The organism is Massilia sp. LC238 (assembly GCF_000735635.1).
Taxonomy (GTDB): Bacteria; Pseudomonadota; Gammaproteobacteria; order Burkholderiales; family Burkholderiaceae_D; genus Telluria; species Telluria varians.
This window is the reverse complement of sequence record NZ_JNNN01000037.1, coordinates 97,360-110,442: the sequence shown is the minus strand read 5'-3', so window position 1 is coordinate 110,442 and position 13,083 is coordinate 97,360. Positions and strand designations below refer to the sequence as shown.

Here is a 13,083-nt window from a genome sequence, read left to right as displayed (position 1 = left end):
TGCTCATCCAATCCAGAAGGTTGGAGGAACAGCGTGCGGCGTTGGGAAGCGCCATCGGAGAGGTGCGCCCTGCCCGGCCCTGCAGATGCAGGGACCGGGATGGGTACTTAGAACAGCGGCGCCGTATCGAGGTCGACCGGGGCTGCTACTTTTTTCGGTACAGGCGTTTGCATCTGGTCTTTGCTGACATCGCAGGCGGGGATGGTTGCGTTGAAGCGCTCACCGGTGCCGCGGAGCGTGCCGTCAGTGAGCGACAGGTAACCACCGTCCGAGATCGCACTGATCTTGAAGGTCATCTTGCGATGTTTTCCTCTGTGGAGCAGTTCGACATCGCGGAGGATCTGACCAGGTTGCAGGTTCAGATCACGAAGGCGAGCAAAGTTGCGGAGAATCGTTCGCTCGCGCTTTGCGTGGCAACGCGCAAGGTAGCCTTCGTACGAGAGCAGACATTCCTGAATCTCCCGCACAGTCGGTTTTGGCCCGGAACTGCGCATCGTCCTGCAGTCGCTGATGTAGGCGTCGCCAGCGTGGATGGCGATGTGCCAGCGGCCCTGATCGTTCAACAGCGCGATAGTGCCGCGTGGAGCGGTTTTGAGGCCTTCCTTGGCGGCTTTGAACGCCTGCCAAGCTGGCTGGTCGTTGCGATGCAGGTGCGTCATTTCTGGATCGGTCACGCCGTCGAACACAATGCCGCTCGTGCCAAACTGCGGATCTTCCAATGCAGCGATATAGTCAGCACCGAAGCTGTCCTGGTAATAGACTTCGTTGCCGTGATTTTCCTCGTGAACGTCGAGCAGCTGGTGCGTGACCCGAAGCCCTTCGAGCCACAGGGGGAAGAAGGAATTGCTGAGGTACGGATAGCCGTTCGTCTTGCGCATGGCTTCCGGGAGTTGCGTTGGGTCTTTAATAGGCCACATGGTTTGTCCTTTTAGTTGAAGTGTTGACCACGGGCTGCGCGCAGGGCAGTGATCCACAGCTTGCAGTGACGGACCGCGTCGGGGCGCGACATGAAAGCGTACGAACCCGCGTTGCGGTTTGAGAAGCAGCGGCGTACGCCTGCTTCGGCATGGGCGATTCGTAGAGATGCAGTCATCTTCATTAAGTTTTTCCTTGAGCGAGGGTGTCGCAATTGAAAACGCCGAGTGCAAAGCTCGGCGTGGTGATTTTTTGGAGAAGGTTGTGCGCTATTCCAGGAAGTCGGTCAGCGCGTTTTGGTAGTAGGTGCCGATCAGTGTCGAGTCGTCGTCGCCGGCGTACACATTGAACAGGCATTCATTGCGGCGGAAGAACGCATTGAAGGCGCCGGTGAAGAACTTGATACGTACGCGCTCAGTCGGCAGGCCGGTTTGGACAGCGTGTGCACGCTCGCTGAAACGGGCGGTACGTAAGGCGCGCACCTGCTCCTGCGAGAAGACTTGGATGGTCATGGGTTTTTCGTGAAAAGTAAGTTTTAGAACGCGAACGATGCTTGCACAGGTTGCGGTTTGGGTTGCGGCTGGATCCGTGCGACGATGGCCAGGGCTGGCGCTACGGCTTCCAGATCGTCGTCCAACACGAGCGCAGGGGCTGGGGCGGGTTGAGCGACCTCGATGCGCGCTGGCGCTTCGATGGGCCAATCGTGAGGCTTCTGGAAGACGATCGACACGGTTTGCGCCGCGGTGCCGCTTTCCTTGAAGGCGTCCTTGTCGTTGATCGTGATCTTTGCCCCCATCGAATCGAGGAAGGCGCGGAACTGCGTGGTCTTGCTGTTGGTGCGGAAGGTGACGCCGATCGATATGATCGCAGCCATCGTGCCCCCGGGAACCAAGAACCTGAAGGCGTGTTTCACGTGGTCAATGTCTGCCTGCTTTTCGAATGGTGGATTCAGGATGATGAAGTCGAATAGCTGAGTCGGCTCGACAGTGAGGAAGTCGGCCTGCGTGACGTTGAATCCGAGGCTTCGAAGCACATCGCAGTTCTTCTGCTGCAGTTCATAGCAGACGATGTTGTCCTTCCCTACGATCTCTGCGCAGATAAGTGCTATTCCGCCGACACCGGCCTCTGGTTCGAGGACTGTGCGACCAGGCTGCAGGCCAGCTCGCTTCACAAGGTCTCTGGCCAATGGCTGAGGCGTTGGGAAGAAGCCGAATTTCTGAGGCTTATCCAACTTGCCCGTCTCCAGGTAGTTGGCGATCACCTCTTCCGGATCGCAGTCAGCGAATACATGCGCGCCGGCTTTCTTGTTCCACTTGCCGCCGAGGGCTTCCAGGATCTTGTTGACCTTGGCATAGTCGACGCGATCGAGCTGGGCCGACAGCTTCGCGGAGTTACCGATCACCGTCATGGTGGTCAGGCTGTCGCGGATCACGTCGGCGATCGGCTCGGGCTCCCGACCCTCGTTGAACTCATCCACGATCTCGGAGAACACGACTTCGCCGTGCGCCCAAACGTCCAGTTGGACATTTTCCGACAGGTAGACGGACTTAACGTCTGCTGCGGTGACGGTGCCATCGATGCGGCGCAGAGCGTCGATCTTGGCGTGGATCTGTGCGCAGTTGCCCATCGTGAGCGATGCGCTGTAGGTGGCCGAAATACCGTAGTGCTCCGAGCGTGGGTACTGGATGGCCAGTAGCTCGGCTTCGTTGAATTGCATGGTGTCTCCCGTAAGGTGGCCCGCCGCGGTGGCGAGCGTGGGTAGTTGCAGACTGGATTGCTTATGAGGTTCGTGCGGCAGGACGCAGCACGATGATGTTTGCCAAGAGAGGCAGGAAAAGGCTTGAGCGTGTGCTCGTCCCTGCAGCGCAGCGAGAAGCCGGAGCGGGAAAGTGGAGGAACGGCGCCTATCACGGGGCACCAACTGTAATCGCTCCTATCAGGTATCCAGGGAAGCCCACATGTACCGAGGTGATAGGTCGAGAAGGGCCAAACGAGAGCGGTTGGTTGCTTCGTGGAGGGCCTGTTGGCGACCGTCTAAAGACGGTGGCCAACAGGTGCCTGTGATACGTAGATCCAACTTAATGAATCCCGTAGCTGATATTGCTTTGAGTGATTGTTTCGAGTGCGACATGAAGCCGCATGCCGGAAAGGTTCTTGCGTAGCCAGTTGGCGGCGAGTTGATTTGTGATCTTCTCGTTGCGCCAGATATTGCCTTTGGCGTTCATGAACATCCGCGCATGGCATGCTTCATGGGCTGCTGTAGCGATATGAGCTGCGTCACGACTATCAAGGGCTGGCAGAAACAATTTGCCAGGGCTTTCAATCGGACCGATGCCAATTTCCTTCATCCATTCTTCGTGAACACACGACGGTGGAATAAAGGCTGCATCATCAGCTAGTTGCATTGTGAACCGCTTGTGGTTGTCGTTCGTGTCGCAACTCGCTACGTTGGCATGGCCAACGATGCTGCAAACGACATCGAGTACAGAAAATTGCTTTGGGATGCGTCGCGAAAAGAGATCGTTAGGTTTCATGTGAGTTTTGTAGAGGTGCCGAGGTTGGAGACGACGGCGTTAAATTGGAGAGCGCATGTTGCGCGTTTGATTGCAGGGGAAGTTCAGATCATTGCCACGAAGGTGGCATGGGAAAAATCGAAGATGATCTTTTCGATGTGGCGAAAAGATGTTGTCCGGCGCACGGCCAAGGATTGAAGTCGCGCTTATTTCGAGCAGCGAGAAGCACTGTTGGAGGGTGAGAGGTGGTCGGCGCTCGTCGTTGAGCGCCGTCCGGGTACATCAGTTCAGTGTTTGTTTCACGTAGAGCTCAGGCGTACTGCTCTTCAGGATGCGAGAGTAGGCTTCGGTATAGATGCGCTCGATACGTTCACGATTACCCGGCATGTGCAGCTCGATCGAGGTGCCCATGCGCGCAAGCCAACTTACGTCGGCCTGGCTGACTCCGACATTGATCATCCACTGAAGTTGGTGCGGAGCGGTAGAAGTGTTCATACGATTTGTTTCCCTCAAAAGGTTGATGGACGGGCTGTCCCTAATGCGGTCTTGTGAAAAAACGCATGAGAGACAACCCGCCCCAGAAGGGGAGGATCGTCGAACTAAGCCACCGTTTTAGAGCCGGACACCCAAACGACCGAGTGCCTGACCGACTTTTGCGGCCGCCATGCAGGCAGCAGCTTGTGGCAGGTCCTGCTGCGGGATCTTGGCGATCCGGGCAAGGGTGCTGCGTTTGTTCGCCGAGAAGAACTCGGTCGTTGCTGGGATAGCGAAAAGCTTGCTGAAATCGAACCGCGTATCGCTGTTCATCACCATGCTGCTGTCGTTCGTGCAGCGGATGATGAAGTCGGTACCGCTTTTCGATTCCTTACCGGCCTGCATCCGAGTAGTGCCGTAGGCGACAACCCAGTGCGTGACGCCGTTGATAACCGTTTCGCCCAAAAAAATAACCGGTCGAAACTTCGGACCGGCTACGTTTGGATGGCCATCAAATGGTGTCCAAGCTCTAAGAATGTCCCCCATCGCGAGGGCTGGATTCGTCATTTTCATGTTGGTCTCCTGTACCCTCGAGAAGCTTTTTGAAAGCATCGGCGAGTGTTTGTTGTGGTTGGGTTGTAGTTGCATCTGCGGTTTGCTGACGCTGGTTCAAAAGCTCGATCTGCTCGGGCGTGAGCGAAGGCGAGTCCAGATCGAGATCCGGAATCACTGCTTGCGCCCACATGGTCACCGCGCGGGTAATCAAGGCTTCTGGGGTTACGTTGTAGCTGGCTGCCAGCAGGCGCAGCGTGTCGGCAGAGATGCCGAACGCGCTGTTGTGCGGATCCAGTTCGATTTTGAAGGTGTTGCTGTTGTCCACGGAAGTAGACCCCAGCTGATTTTCTTGTTTGGCTTCGGTCATGAAGTTCCTATTGAATGTGATCTTTGTGTCGAGGTCGCTCAGGCAGGGTCGATTGTTCGACACACCAGCTGATCTGACGACCGGCGACACTTGCTTGGGATACGAGCGAGATGGTCTGTCCAACCCGGTCGTTGCTTTTCAGGTTGATGATACCAATGCAGCGATCACCCAAGAAGATTTTGTCCCGGCGTGACCAGGTCAAGTTCTGTTTGTAGATGCGGGGGCCGACCTTGAGGGTCGGGGCCGGTGCTTGCGTTGTCATGTGAAGCTCCAAATCAATGCCGCGGTGCGGTCAGTAAATTCGGTAGAGGCGTGATGCCTTCTCAATGTGGTCGACATTGAGAAAGCCTTGCGGCTTTCAGGATGGGTGTCAGCAGGGCTCGAGCTGGGCTGCGAGGTATCCGCTGATCGTATGTGCGAGCGTCGTCGCAGCAGCTTTGATGTGTTCAGGTTCGAAGGATGCCAGCGCCAGCACGAGGGTGCCGGAATCGCCGAAGCAGTGGTTGCGAAGCCAGAGGTGATCGCTGTCGATGCGCCAGGCGCCGACAACTTCCAGCCGTGCGCCGCTCAGTGCAACCGAGAGGGTCGATTTGTCGACCATGTCCACGGGCACGACGATCGAACGGACCTCGATCATCTTCGTGTCGCAGCGGATCTCCAGGCTGTCTTCGTCGCCAGTCTTGTTCCAGCTGATCACGCAGTCAGGGCCGATTGCTGCAGCCACGCAGTTGATGATCTGTTCTTGTATTTCGAAGTTGAGCCGGGCAATCAGGCTCGACAGTTCGAAGGGGTGAAGCGTCGTATTCATGGTTCTCTCCTATGCCAATTCTGGCGGTTAAAAACGGAGATGAAGCTTTCCAATGCCGCGGGGCATCGGGCAGCCGGTCGTTGAACAGCCGGCGCCTGCGGAATAGGTGGCGTGCCAGGGTGGCACGCCACTATTCGCGCGCTCATTGCGCGTGCACCAGGGGCAGGCTTGGCGACATACTCACGGTGAGCAGTGCGTCGTAGGCCGCGTCCTGAATCTCTCTGATTCGTGCGCGCACCGATGCTACGCCATGGTTGCTATAGGCAGCCATCGTACGCAGGTACTGCACGTCCTCTGGAGGGATGCCCACTTCGGACATCCAGCACAACGATTGGTTGTTGGTAGGGGTACTCGACATCACATGCTCCCGAAAAAAGGTCTGGACAAGCCGTCCCAGTTGCAGCCGCGTAAGCAGACGCAAATGGGGCGGCTTGTCCTAATCAGGTCAAGCAAATATCGGTACAGAATGGCAGAAGCAGCCTTCAAGCCCTTTGGCTCAAAAGCAATTCAGTCCGGCAGCATATAGCAGCGGATGATTGCGCTCAGATTTGCAGTATGTGATTTAGATGAAGTCCGCATGGCGGTGAAAAATCATCTAGCTCGAAGCTCACGGCTGGGAGTCAATCGTGAACTGGTTCCTGCCTTTTGCAGGTTAAGCAATGCCGGAAGCCGGCCACGTCAAATTTCGACACTTGATAGTAGCACGATTTCGATAGCGATTGGCAACTTGCGTTCCTTTAAGCAACAGGTAAGCTGCCTCTTTGCGCGCTTGTTCACCCTGTTCACTCAGCGCCAACCGGAAAAGTTACTTTTTATCGTTCGCATTCGGCGAAACGACATTGCCACACAGAATTAAGCTCCCGAGTATGGACCCCTTGCAGACCTCACCCGACATTACCGTTCTCGACAACGGAACCGTTCTTACGGCCGACGGCCTGGCGCTCAAGGGCACCGACGCGGTCGAGATCATCAACGTTCGCCTTGAAAATCGCGTAGACGCAGCCTTCCATTCGTGGCAGGTTTGCCGGCTCGTGCGCCGCGACTTCAACTTCGTCGCCACGAAGCTGTTCCACCGCGAGCGCCGCAAAGGCGGCCGTGAACAGGTGCGCAGCCTCCTGCACGAAGTGCAACTGCAGGCGGAGCTGCTCGAGCTCGAATGCCAGTCGTTCGAGGCCCCACCCGAAGGTCCAGGTCGCGCAGTGCCGCTTCGACTGGTGTCGCCTACCGCAGCTGGCCTGTTCAAGGCATTCCAGAAGGCCGATGCGGCTTTTGCACGGTTGAACCATGCGGTGGCAAACCGCAAGCTGGCCGAGAACCTGGTCCACGGCTATACCCATCCTTTCGAATCAGCGTTCTCCGATTTGAAACTGTACTGCTCTGCTCGGAACCAGTCCGAGAAGCTGGCCCGCGAGATGGCCGAAGCCGAAGGGATCGCATGATGGATGGCCAGGTTCAATCGGGCGCAATCCACACAACTCCAGAAGTTGGCAAGACAGGCAACCCTCTCGTCATCAAGGGTGTGGATCGGATCGAGTCGATCAACCTCCAGGGCGAAGACAAGCGCCGCGATGCCGAGCTATACACGCACGTTCTCAGCCGCGTGATGCGTCGAGACTTCAACCTCACGAGCGTGAAGCTGTTCTGGTTCACGAAGGGCTATCATCGTCGCTGCCGTGCGCGGGACCTGCTGCATGACCTCATGGGCGAAGCCGAGCGCCTCACCGACATGGCACGCCCTTATGAAATGCCGGCTGGTGTACCAGCTGCGACTTGCACGATGCGGATCGTTTCCGACGAGGCCGAGTTACTTTTTGATGCCTTGATCAAGGCCGACCGCGCCCTGCACAAGCTGATGCACAGTCCACTGGCCGAGGTTGCCGAGGATAATATGGGGCCCTTCCTGCGCTCTTTTACCGGCTTGCGCAAGGAGGTCTTCAACTACTTCGACGACCGGCGCCCACGTTCCGGTGCCCAAGAGGCAGCCAGCGAGTGAGCTGGGCGGTCCCGATCCGCCAGCGCGACCGCCAGGGCTCTGGAATGGACACGGTGTCCATCGGTAGAAATTTCTAAGTAGCTGATAATTCTAGGGATTCCAAATTCGGTCTGCAAATTTGGAACCCTGTTTTTGCTGTGCGCGCTCACCTTCTGGCACTTGCTAAGCCCTAAAGTCGCTGTACCCTACTCGTATCTCAAAATTCAGGAGCACCTTCATGCACAACATGAAACAGCTGGAAGCCAGTTTCGACACGACGATCACCCCTGGCGTACTTAAGGACGCAATGAAGACGGCCGGCGCATCGTCGGGCGACCTCTGGAAGCTGCCGTTCTGCCAACTGCGCATCATCGAGGGCTTCAACCTGCGTGTGCAGACGCCCCAGTATCAGGCGAAGATCGAGGAATACGCCGAGCTGCTGGCTAACGAAGGCTGGCTGCCGCACGAGCCTATGAAGGGGCTGGTTCAGCAGGATGCAGAGGGCAAGAACGTCGTCTATATTTTTGATGGCCATACCCGGCTGCTTGCCCTTCCATTGGCGAACGCGAAGCGTGCAGCCCGGGGCCTTGCTCAAATTGTCGATGTGACGGTGATCGCTATCCCGTCGAAAAAAGAGAAAAGCAAGGAGCCGATCAGTATTGCTGACCTCACCGTGGCCATGATCCAGGCGAACATGAGCAACCCTCACACGGCGTACGAGATGGCCCTCGCCTGCAAACGTCTGGCCGACGCGCATGTCCCGAACGGCGACATTGCGAAGCGACTGTCCCTCTCTACCGAATGGGTCAAAAGCCTGCTGATGCTGATGGCCGCCCCGCAGGAGCTACGCGAGCGGGTCGCCGCCGAGGCGTTGACGGTCACCCTGGCGGTCCAGCTGCTGAAAGAGCACGGCAGCACCGAGGCCGCGGAGATGGTCGAGGAAGCGGCTGCGGAAAAGGAAGCCCAGGGCAAACCGGTGAAGCTCACCCGCAAGAACATCAAGCCCAACAACCCGTTCACCAAGGCGGTCAAGCGTTCGGCTCCGGCGATGTACGACGCGCTGGCGAACGTCAAGCAGGACCCGGCCTTCGCCAAGCTGAACGCGGCGACCCGCGAGAAGCTGCTGGAGATCATGGACACGCTGGAGAAGGCCAAGGACGACGGCGCGGTCGACCATTCGAAGCAGACGACCATCTTCGATGCACCCGCTGCCGGCGAGCCGGAAAAGAGCGCTGCTTAATTTTTGACACGCCCGATAGGAAAGCGGCCTTTACCTATGACGGGTGAAGGCCGCTTTGTATGTTTATCCACAGAAATTGTGAACATCTTCGATTAGATCACCCTACCCAGCTTCTGATCCGGCCTCGGTCCAAGTGGGTGAAGTTCTTGGACGGGTAGTATCCCACCCCTCCCCCGGCCAGATAGCGACCAAAGCGGCTCAAGGCCTCGGTGCTGACCCCCTCAATGCGCAGATCCAGCGCCTGTGCACGCGTATGCAAGCTGTTCCTTACGCCACCCTCATTCGCGTTCGTGCGCGGGCTCCTGTAGCCGCTGTTGATGATCAGGGGCTTGTCGATACCGTTGGCGCGCAGCCAGCCGTAAACGCCTCGGGCAATGTCTAGCGTCACCAGGTCGAACTGGACGGCCTGGCCAGCCTGTACGTCCCGCAGGATCTGGCACAGCTGTAGATACCCCTCTGGAATGAGTTTGCCATCGGCCCAGTACACAACGCGCACTTGCTCATCGCGTGGCTGCCCTTTTCCGGCCGGGCGGTATAGCCATAGCTCTCGCGGCAGGGACCAGAAGTCAGATGGCTGTCCGAACGCCGGCAGCGCGACGCACGCGGTTGCGCCGGCCAGCTGCTGGAGGAACCGGCGCCGCCCCGGCACCAGGATATCGTTTTCGCCCGTAGCAGGAAGGAGGTTCATGAGGCCACGCACTTCTTCAGCACTTTCGCCGCAGCCTCCTTCTCGGCCAGCTTGCGGCTCGCTCCGGTACCCTTGATGGCGATGTTGAGCTTCGGGACGCTGCACTCCACTTCGATGAGTCGTGCGCCGGGTTCGCCCTGGCTCAACACCGAATAGGTCGGCACTGGCAGGCCTCGCGCTTGCAGGTGTTCCTGCAGCGCTGTCTTGGCGTCCTTGCCGAGATCCACTTCCTTGCGCTCGAGCAGGAGAATCATGTGGTGCACGATGACCTTCTTGGCAGTCTCGTGGCCAGCGTCTAGCTGCACCGCGGCGAACAGGGCCTCGAGCGCATCCGACAGGATCGAGTCCTTGGACTTCTCGACACGGTAGGTTTGGTCGACCTGCAGGACGTCCGCAACCCCGATGCGGTTCGCAATCTTTACCAGCGACCCGTGGCAGACCATTGCGGCGCGCACCCGCGAGAGGTCGCCTTCTGGTAGCGAGGGGAACCGTTGAAACAGCATTTCAGCGACGGTGTAGTTCAGGATCGCGTCGCCCATGAACTCCAGGCGCTCGTTCGACGCTCCACCCATACTTTTGTGGCACAGGGCTTGGTGCAGCAAGCTTGCGTCGCTGAAATGGTGTCCTAAATTGGCCTGTAATGAAATGTGTTTCTTATCTTGCATGTTCTATTCTCCCTGATGTTGCATTCTAGGACTTTGCCGCAAGAAAACCTCGCCGAATGGTCGGACATTTGCCCGCCCAATCGAACAGCACACCATGGAAATGAATATGACCGCTCGCCCCATCCTCCACCATTTGGACATTCCTGCGGAAAGCGGTATTACTATCCCGTTCGAAATGCAGCCTATCGTCCAGGTCGCTGATGGGCGCGTGAAGGCATTTGAGCTGCTGTATCGCGGAACGCGGCCAGCTGATTGGGCCATGGTCGATGCGTCGGTAATCAGTTTCCTCTCCACCGCCCGCCCTGAGCTGCCGCCGATGTTCGTCAACCTGTCGAACGAAGTCCTGATCGCGACGCCGGAGATTTCCTTCGCTCAGGTCCTGAGCGCGAATAACGTGACCTTTGAATTGAGCGAAGCGGTGTCCGGCTACATGGATCGGGCCGAGATTGCCGCGAAGGTGAACCAGCTGCTCGACATCGGCACGCGTTTTGCTCTTGATGACTTCGGCGCCGGCCGGGATGGGTTGGAACGGCTCTACTCGATCCGCGATGTGGCGGCCGTCAAGATCGACCGCGAATTCCTGTTGACCTGTATGGATCGCGCAGATGCACGGCGGATGCTATGCATGCTCGTAGGCCAGTGGCGCAGGGAGGGTATCAAGTCGATCGCCGAGGGCGTGGAGACGAAGGCGATGTTTGAATTCGCCCGGGCCTTGATGGTCGACCAGGTGCAGGGATGGTATGTGGACGCCGCCGTCGGCATGAACATGTTAGGCGACGGCGAATAAGGGCGTTCAGCGGCTCGCGGCTTTCGTCATTCGTTCCGCAATTTCTCCAGATGAGAGCATTCCAGCGGAGACATGCCCGTTTTCGTAGATGATGCTTGGGGTGCTGGTCAGGCCCAGGCGCCCAGCCAATACCCTGTTGTTCTCCAGCGCCACCCCATCGCACTTTGCCGGGGTAGTCGGTAAGCCTGCCGCAACATCCTTCCAGGCTTTGGCCTTATCCTCCGCGCACCACACGTCCAGCGCCCTCCTGCGGCCGATATCCGACCCCCCAGGAAGCATGTGACGGACCACTGTAGCGTTTTCCAGCCGCTCCAGCTCGGGTTCGATCTTTCGGCAAAAGCTGCATTCCGTGCTCAAGAAAACGTGGATGGTGCGCTCTCCCTTGCCCTGGACTGTCCGGAACGTGCCGTCCGTCTTCAGAAGACTCATCGAGGCCGCATCGAGCTGCACCACGGCGGGAGGGCTCAAAAGTAAGTTTGCGCAGAACGCCGCTGCAATGAGAGCGCCAGCGCCAAGCGCCAGCTTTTTCGGGGTGATTCGTTTGTTGACTTGCGCCATGAGATTCGCGGGTTACTATAGACCCATAGATCGTACTTTACTGAACAGTTTTTCTGGAGCGCAAAATGGCTGAATTTCTCAACACTCTCATGAACACCAACCCGGTTCACATCTTCCTGGCCGTGGGCGCCGTCCTCGTCATGTGCGGCGGCAGCTCCGGCAAAGTCGAGGAAGACGACAACTCCGACTACGAGAACGCAAGCTGGAACCCAAGCAGCGTGAACTACAATGGCTGATCCACGACCAGCCACCGCCAGTCGGCCTACCGCGCTGGCGGGAACGGCGGCACGCTAGACGCCGCACCGTTCGCGGCAGCATCCCAACTCCACCATCCCCCTCGCCCATACTGCTTGTCGTAGTAAGCAGTCTTCTCTTCTTTTCGCCGCAGGTAGTCCGCGTCATCGCGTCCAAATACTTCTAGCGGAATCTCCCTGACTGTATCCGTCAGAATGAAATCGGGCAGCACCTGCTCGGCGCCCGCATCGTACCGCAGCGGCTTCGCAAACGACCGACCCTGAGCGACAAGCATCTCCGCGACAGTACGCTCATAGCTGGATTCGACCGGCACAAACTCAGCAGTAATGCTCATCAGCGCCAAGTCGATTGCGGACGCATATATACCCTTCGCGCCCTGCCTAAGTTCGACCTGGGCGATAGCGATAGTCCCGTAGCCGTTGCGCCAGGCCGAAACCGCGTTGGGATACCGCCGCATGGTGCTGTCCCATAGTCCAGCCTGCAGGAATGTGATGGGCATGCCGTGGAACCCCCCAATCTTCAACTGTTTCGACATTGCCTCAGCCTGGTCTTGGGTGTAAGCCGCAAGAGGGGCGACAATAATCATGCGGTGCTTGGTCTCGAGCGCGACCGCTGCACGGCCGCGATTACGCTCGGCCTCGCGGGTGTTGGCGCCATAGGCCGGCAGCATGAGTTGGTCGACCAGCTTGGTCTTTCCCGCCCACACGTTGTCCGCGGCCCCATTCAGCATCCAGTAGGCGAGCGATGCGCGGCGCTTTCCTGCGAACGCCGCTCGCCACTGATTGAGGCCGGCTTCGTCCCATAGGTAGTGCAAGAGCCCCAACAGCTTCATCGAGGACTGCTTCGCAGACGGTATTCGATCCCCTGTCGGCTTCGCCGGCGCTGCTGGCACCGCTACATCGCCGCGCTCAAGCATCCCAATCTCCAGTCGGATTTTCACCGAGCCATCGGGACGCTGGTCGATGACACCTGTGCTATCACCACCCGGTCCCGATTGCAGAGGCCCGGCGCTATAGAACTGGCAGTCCTGGGCGTGCTGGGCGCCCGACAGGCTGAATCGAGCTAAGCAGAACTGGTCACTGCCCTCGTAATACTTGACCGCGAGTCGCTTGGCTCCCGCGCCCCTGCATCCGCAGCGAAGCTCAGCACGGCCGTATGCTGTCTTTAGCACCGACTGCCAGCCAGTCTGGAACTGGGCGTCGGTCTGAAACCCGGCGCTATACGTTTTCGAAGTGCCGTTGAGGGAGATGGTGACCGAATGCACGTCGCTCATGATCAAAATTTCC

The 13,083-nt window shown here is 58.2% G+C and carries 19 protein-coding genes; 5 read left to right on the top strand and 14 right to left on the bottom strand.

The window, feature by feature from the left end:
* Nucleotides 1-107: 107 nt before the first annotated feature.
* The 10 genes from FG94_RS09285 to FG94_RS09245 all read right to left on the bottom strand — a co-directional run bounded on the left by FG94_RS09285 (nt 108) and on the right by FG94_RS09245 (nt 5,632).
* Nucleotides 108-878 (bottom strand): hypothetical protein, encoded by a 771-nt coding sequence (locus tag FG94_RS09285; RefSeq protein WP_152570929.1) that lies wholly within the window; start codon nt 876-878, stop codon nt 108-110.
* A gap of 50 nt (nt 879-928) precedes the next feature.
* The gene (locus FG94_RS27655) at nt 929-1,099 is read right to left on the bottom strand and encodes a hypothetical protein (RefSeq protein WP_161783960.1); all 171 of its coding nucleotides are present in this window, start codon (nt 1,097-1,099) and stop codon (nt 929-931) included.
* 85 nt (nt 1,100-1,184) lie between these two features.
* Nucleotides 1,185-1,427 carry a hypothetical protein gene (locus FG94_RS09280; RefSeq protein ID WP_036210181.1) on the bottom strand — a complete coding sequence of 81 codons (243 nt, stop codon included), beginning with the start codon at nt 1,425-1,427 and terminating at the stop codon, nt 1,185-1,187.
* 23 nt (nt 1,428-1,450) lie between these two features.
* Nucleotides 1,451-2,632: a methyltransferase gene (locus FG94_RS25955; RefSeq protein WP_051996375.1), complete on the bottom strand. Its 1,182-nt coding sequence runs from the start codon at nt 2,630-2,632 to the stop codon at nt 1,451-1,453.
* A 361-nt stretch (nt 2,633-2,993) separates the two neighbouring features.
* Entirely contained in the window at nt 2,994-3,449 is a 456-nt protein-coding gene (locus FG94_RS27235; protein ID WP_152570928.1) for a hypothetical protein, read from the bottom strand.
* A 261-nt stretch (nt 3,450-3,710) separates the two neighbouring features.
* Nucleotides 3,711-3,923 (bottom strand): hypothetical protein, encoded by a 213-nt coding sequence (locus FG94_RS09265; RefSeq protein ID WP_036210174.1) that lies wholly within the window; start codon nt 3,921-3,923, stop codon nt 3,711-3,713.
* Between the two features lie 117 nt (nt 3,924-4,040).
* The gene (locus tag FG94_RS09260) at nt 4,041-4,475 is read right to left on the bottom strand and encodes a hypothetical protein (protein WP_152570927.1); all 435 of its coding nucleotides are present in this window, start codon (nt 4,473-4,475) and stop codon (nt 4,041-4,043) included.
* Nucleotides 4,432-4,824: a hypothetical protein gene (locus tag FG94_RS09255; RefSeq protein WP_036210170.1), complete on the bottom strand. Its 393-nt coding sequence runs from the start codon at nt 4,822-4,824 to the stop codon at nt 4,432-4,434. The genes FG94_RS09260 and FG94_RS09255 overlap by 44 nt, the downstream gene beginning before the upstream one ends.
* Nucleotides 4,825-4,831: 7 nt before the next feature.
* Entirely contained in the window at nt 4,832-5,086 is a 255-nt protein-coding gene (locus FG94_RS27230) for a hypothetical protein (RefSeq protein WP_152570926.1), read from the bottom strand.
* Nucleotides 5,087-5,194: 108 nt separating this feature from the next.
* Entirely contained in the window at nt 5,195-5,632 is a 438-nt protein-coding gene (locus tag FG94_RS09245) for a hypothetical protein (RefSeq protein ID WP_036210164.1), read from the bottom strand.
* A gap of 866 nt (nt 5,633-6,498) precedes the next feature.
* Here FG94_RS09245 and FG94_RS09235 point away from each other — a divergent pair.
* The 3 genes from FG94_RS09235 (at nt 6,499) to FG94_RS09225 (ending at nt 8,844) form a co-directional block, all read left to right on the top strand.
* A complete protein-coding gene (locus FG94_RS09235) occupies nt 6,499-7,071 on the top strand; it encodes a hypothetical protein (protein ID WP_036210158.1) in 573 nt (190 codons plus the stop codon).
* Nucleotides 7,068-7,625: a hypothetical protein gene (locus FG94_RS09230; RefSeq protein WP_036210155.1), complete on the top strand. Its 558-nt coding sequence runs from the start codon at nt 7,068-7,070 to the stop codon at nt 7,623-7,625. The genes FG94_RS09235 and FG94_RS09230 overlap by 4 nt, the downstream gene beginning before the upstream one ends.
* A gap of 217 nt (nt 7,626-7,842) precedes the next feature.
* Nucleotides 7,843-8,844: a hypothetical protein gene (locus tag FG94_RS09225; RefSeq protein ID WP_036210152.1), complete on the top strand. Its 1,002-nt coding sequence runs from the start codon at nt 7,843-7,845 to the stop codon at nt 8,842-8,844.
* A 97-nt stretch (nt 8,845-8,941) separates the two neighbouring features.
* On the opposite strand, the gene FG94_RS09220 is transcribed toward FG94_RS09225, so the two are convergent.
* The gene (locus tag FG94_RS09220) at nt 8,942-9,532 is read right to left on the bottom strand and encodes a DUF882 domain-containing protein (RefSeq protein WP_051996374.1); all 591 of its coding nucleotides are present in this window, start codon (nt 9,530-9,532) and stop codon (nt 8,942-8,944) included.
* Complete coding sequence (gene rnc / locus FG94_RS09215) at nt 9,529-10,197, bottom strand: ribonuclease III (protein WP_036210149.1); 669 nt, start codon at nt 10,195-10,197, stop codon at nt 9,529-9,531. Before rnc ends, FG94_RS09220 begins: the two co-directional genes overlap by 4 nt.
* Before the next feature lie 106 nt (nt 10,198-10,303).
* Here rnc and FG94_RS09210 point away from each other — a divergent pair, with 106 nt between their 5' ends.
* A complete protein-coding gene (locus FG94_RS09210; RefSeq protein WP_036210147.1) occupies nt 10,304-10,984 on the top strand; it encodes an EAL domain-containing protein in 681 nt (226 codons plus the stop codon).
* A 6-nt stretch (nt 10,985-10,990) separates the two neighbouring features.
* On the opposite strand, the gene FG94_RS09205 is transcribed toward FG94_RS09210, so the two are convergent.
* Entirely contained in the window at nt 10,991-11,542 is a 552-nt protein-coding gene (locus FG94_RS09205) for a DsbC family protein (protein ID WP_036210144.1), read from the bottom strand.
* A 65-nt stretch (nt 11,543-11,607) separates the two neighbouring features.
* Between FG94_RS09205 and FG94_RS27650 the strand changes: the two genes are divergently transcribed.
* Nucleotides 11,608-11,778: a hypothetical protein gene (locus FG94_RS27650; protein ID WP_161783959.1), complete on the top strand. Its 171-nt coding sequence runs from the start codon at nt 11,608-11,610 to the stop codon at nt 11,776-11,778.
* A gap of 26 nt (nt 11,779-11,804) precedes the next feature.
* On the opposite strand, the gene FG94_RS09200 is transcribed toward FG94_RS27650, so the two are convergent.
* The gene (locus tag FG94_RS09200; RefSeq protein WP_036210141.1) at nt 11,805-13,070 is read right to left on the bottom strand and encodes a DUF1173 family protein; all 1,266 of its coding nucleotides are present in this window, start codon (nt 13,068-13,070) and stop codon (nt 11,805-11,807) included.
* Between the last annotated feature and the right edge of the window lie 13 nt (nt 13,071-13,083).

What these genes read in the sequence shown, in the direction of transcription:
- FG94_RS09245 (WP_036210164.1), bottom strand. Translation starts at nt 5,632, where the DNA reads ATGAATACGACGCTTCACCCCTTCGAACTGTCGAGCCTGATTGCCCGG.
- FG94_RS09210 (WP_036210147.1), top strand. Translation starts at nt 10,304, where the DNA reads ATGACCGCTCGCCCCATCCTCCACCATTTGGACATTCCTGCGGAAAGC.
- rnc (WP_036210149.1), bottom strand. Translation starts at nt 10,197, where the DNA reads ATGCAAGATAAGAAACACATTTCATTACAGGCCAATTTAGGACACCAT.
- FG94_RS09225 (WP_036210152.1), top strand. Translation starts at nt 7,843, where the DNA reads ATGCACAACATGAAACAGCTGGAAGCCAGTTTCGACACGACGATCACC.
- FG94_RS09205 (WP_036210144.1), bottom strand. Translation starts at nt 11,542, where the DNA reads ATGGCGCAAGTCAACAAACGAATCACCCCGAAAAAGCTGGCGCTTGGC.
- FG94_RS09235 (WP_036210158.1), top strand. Translation starts at nt 6,499, where the DNA reads ATGGACCCCTTGCAGACCTCACCCGACATTACCGTTCTCGACAACGGA.
- FG94_RS09200 (WP_036210141.1), bottom strand. Translation starts at nt 13,070, where the DNA reads ATGAGCGACGTGCATTCGGTCACCATCTCCCTCAACGGCACTTCGAAA.
- FG94_RS09260 (WP_152570927.1), bottom strand. Translation starts at nt 4,475, where the DNA reads ATGAAAATGACGAATCCAGCCCTCGCGATGGGGGACATTCTTAGAGCT.
- FG94_RS25955 (WP_051996375.1), bottom strand. Translation starts at nt 2,632, where the DNA reads ATGCAATTCAACGAAGCCGAGCTACTGGCCATCCAGTACCCACGCTCG.
- FG94_RS09265 (WP_036210174.1), bottom strand. Translation starts at nt 3,923, where the DNA reads ATGAACACTTCTACCGCTCCGCACCAACTTCAGTGGATGATCAATGTC.
- FG94_RS09230 (WP_036210155.1), top strand. Translation starts at nt 7,068, where the DNA reads ATGATGGATGGCCAGGTTCAATCGGGCGCAATCCACACAACTCCAGAA.
- FG94_RS09280 (WP_036210181.1), bottom strand. Translation starts at nt 1,427, where the DNA reads ATGACCATCCAAGTCTTCTCGCAGGAGCAGGTGCGCGCCTTACGTACC.
- FG94_RS09220 (WP_051996374.1), bottom strand. Translation starts at nt 9,532, where the DNA reads ATGAACCTCCTTCCTGCTACGGGCGAAAACGATATCCTGGTGCCGGGG.
- FG94_RS27650 (WP_161783959.1), top strand. Translation starts at nt 11,608, where the DNA reads ATGGCTGAATTTCTCAACACTCTCATGAACACCAACCCGGTTCACATC.
- FG94_RS27230 (WP_152570926.1), bottom strand. Translation starts at nt 5,086, where the DNA reads ATGACAACGCAAGCACCGGCCCCGACCCTCAAGGTCGGCCCCCGCATC.
- FG94_RS27235 (WP_152570928.1), bottom strand. Translation starts at nt 3,449, where the DNA reads ATGAAACCTAACGATCTCTTTTCGCGACGCATCCCAAAGCAATTTTCT.
- FG94_RS27655 (WP_161783960.1), bottom strand. Translation starts at nt 1,099, where the DNA reads ATGAAGATGACTGCATCTCTACGAATCGCCCATGCCGAAGCAGGCGTA.
- FG94_RS09255 (WP_036210170.1), bottom strand. Translation starts at nt 4,824, where the DNA reads ATGACCGAAGCCAAACAAGAAAATCAGCTGGGGTCTACTTCCGTGGAC.
- FG94_RS09285 (WP_152570929.1), bottom strand. Translation starts at nt 878, where the DNA reads ATGCGCAAGACGAACGGCTATCCGTACCTCAGCAATTCCTTCTTCCCC.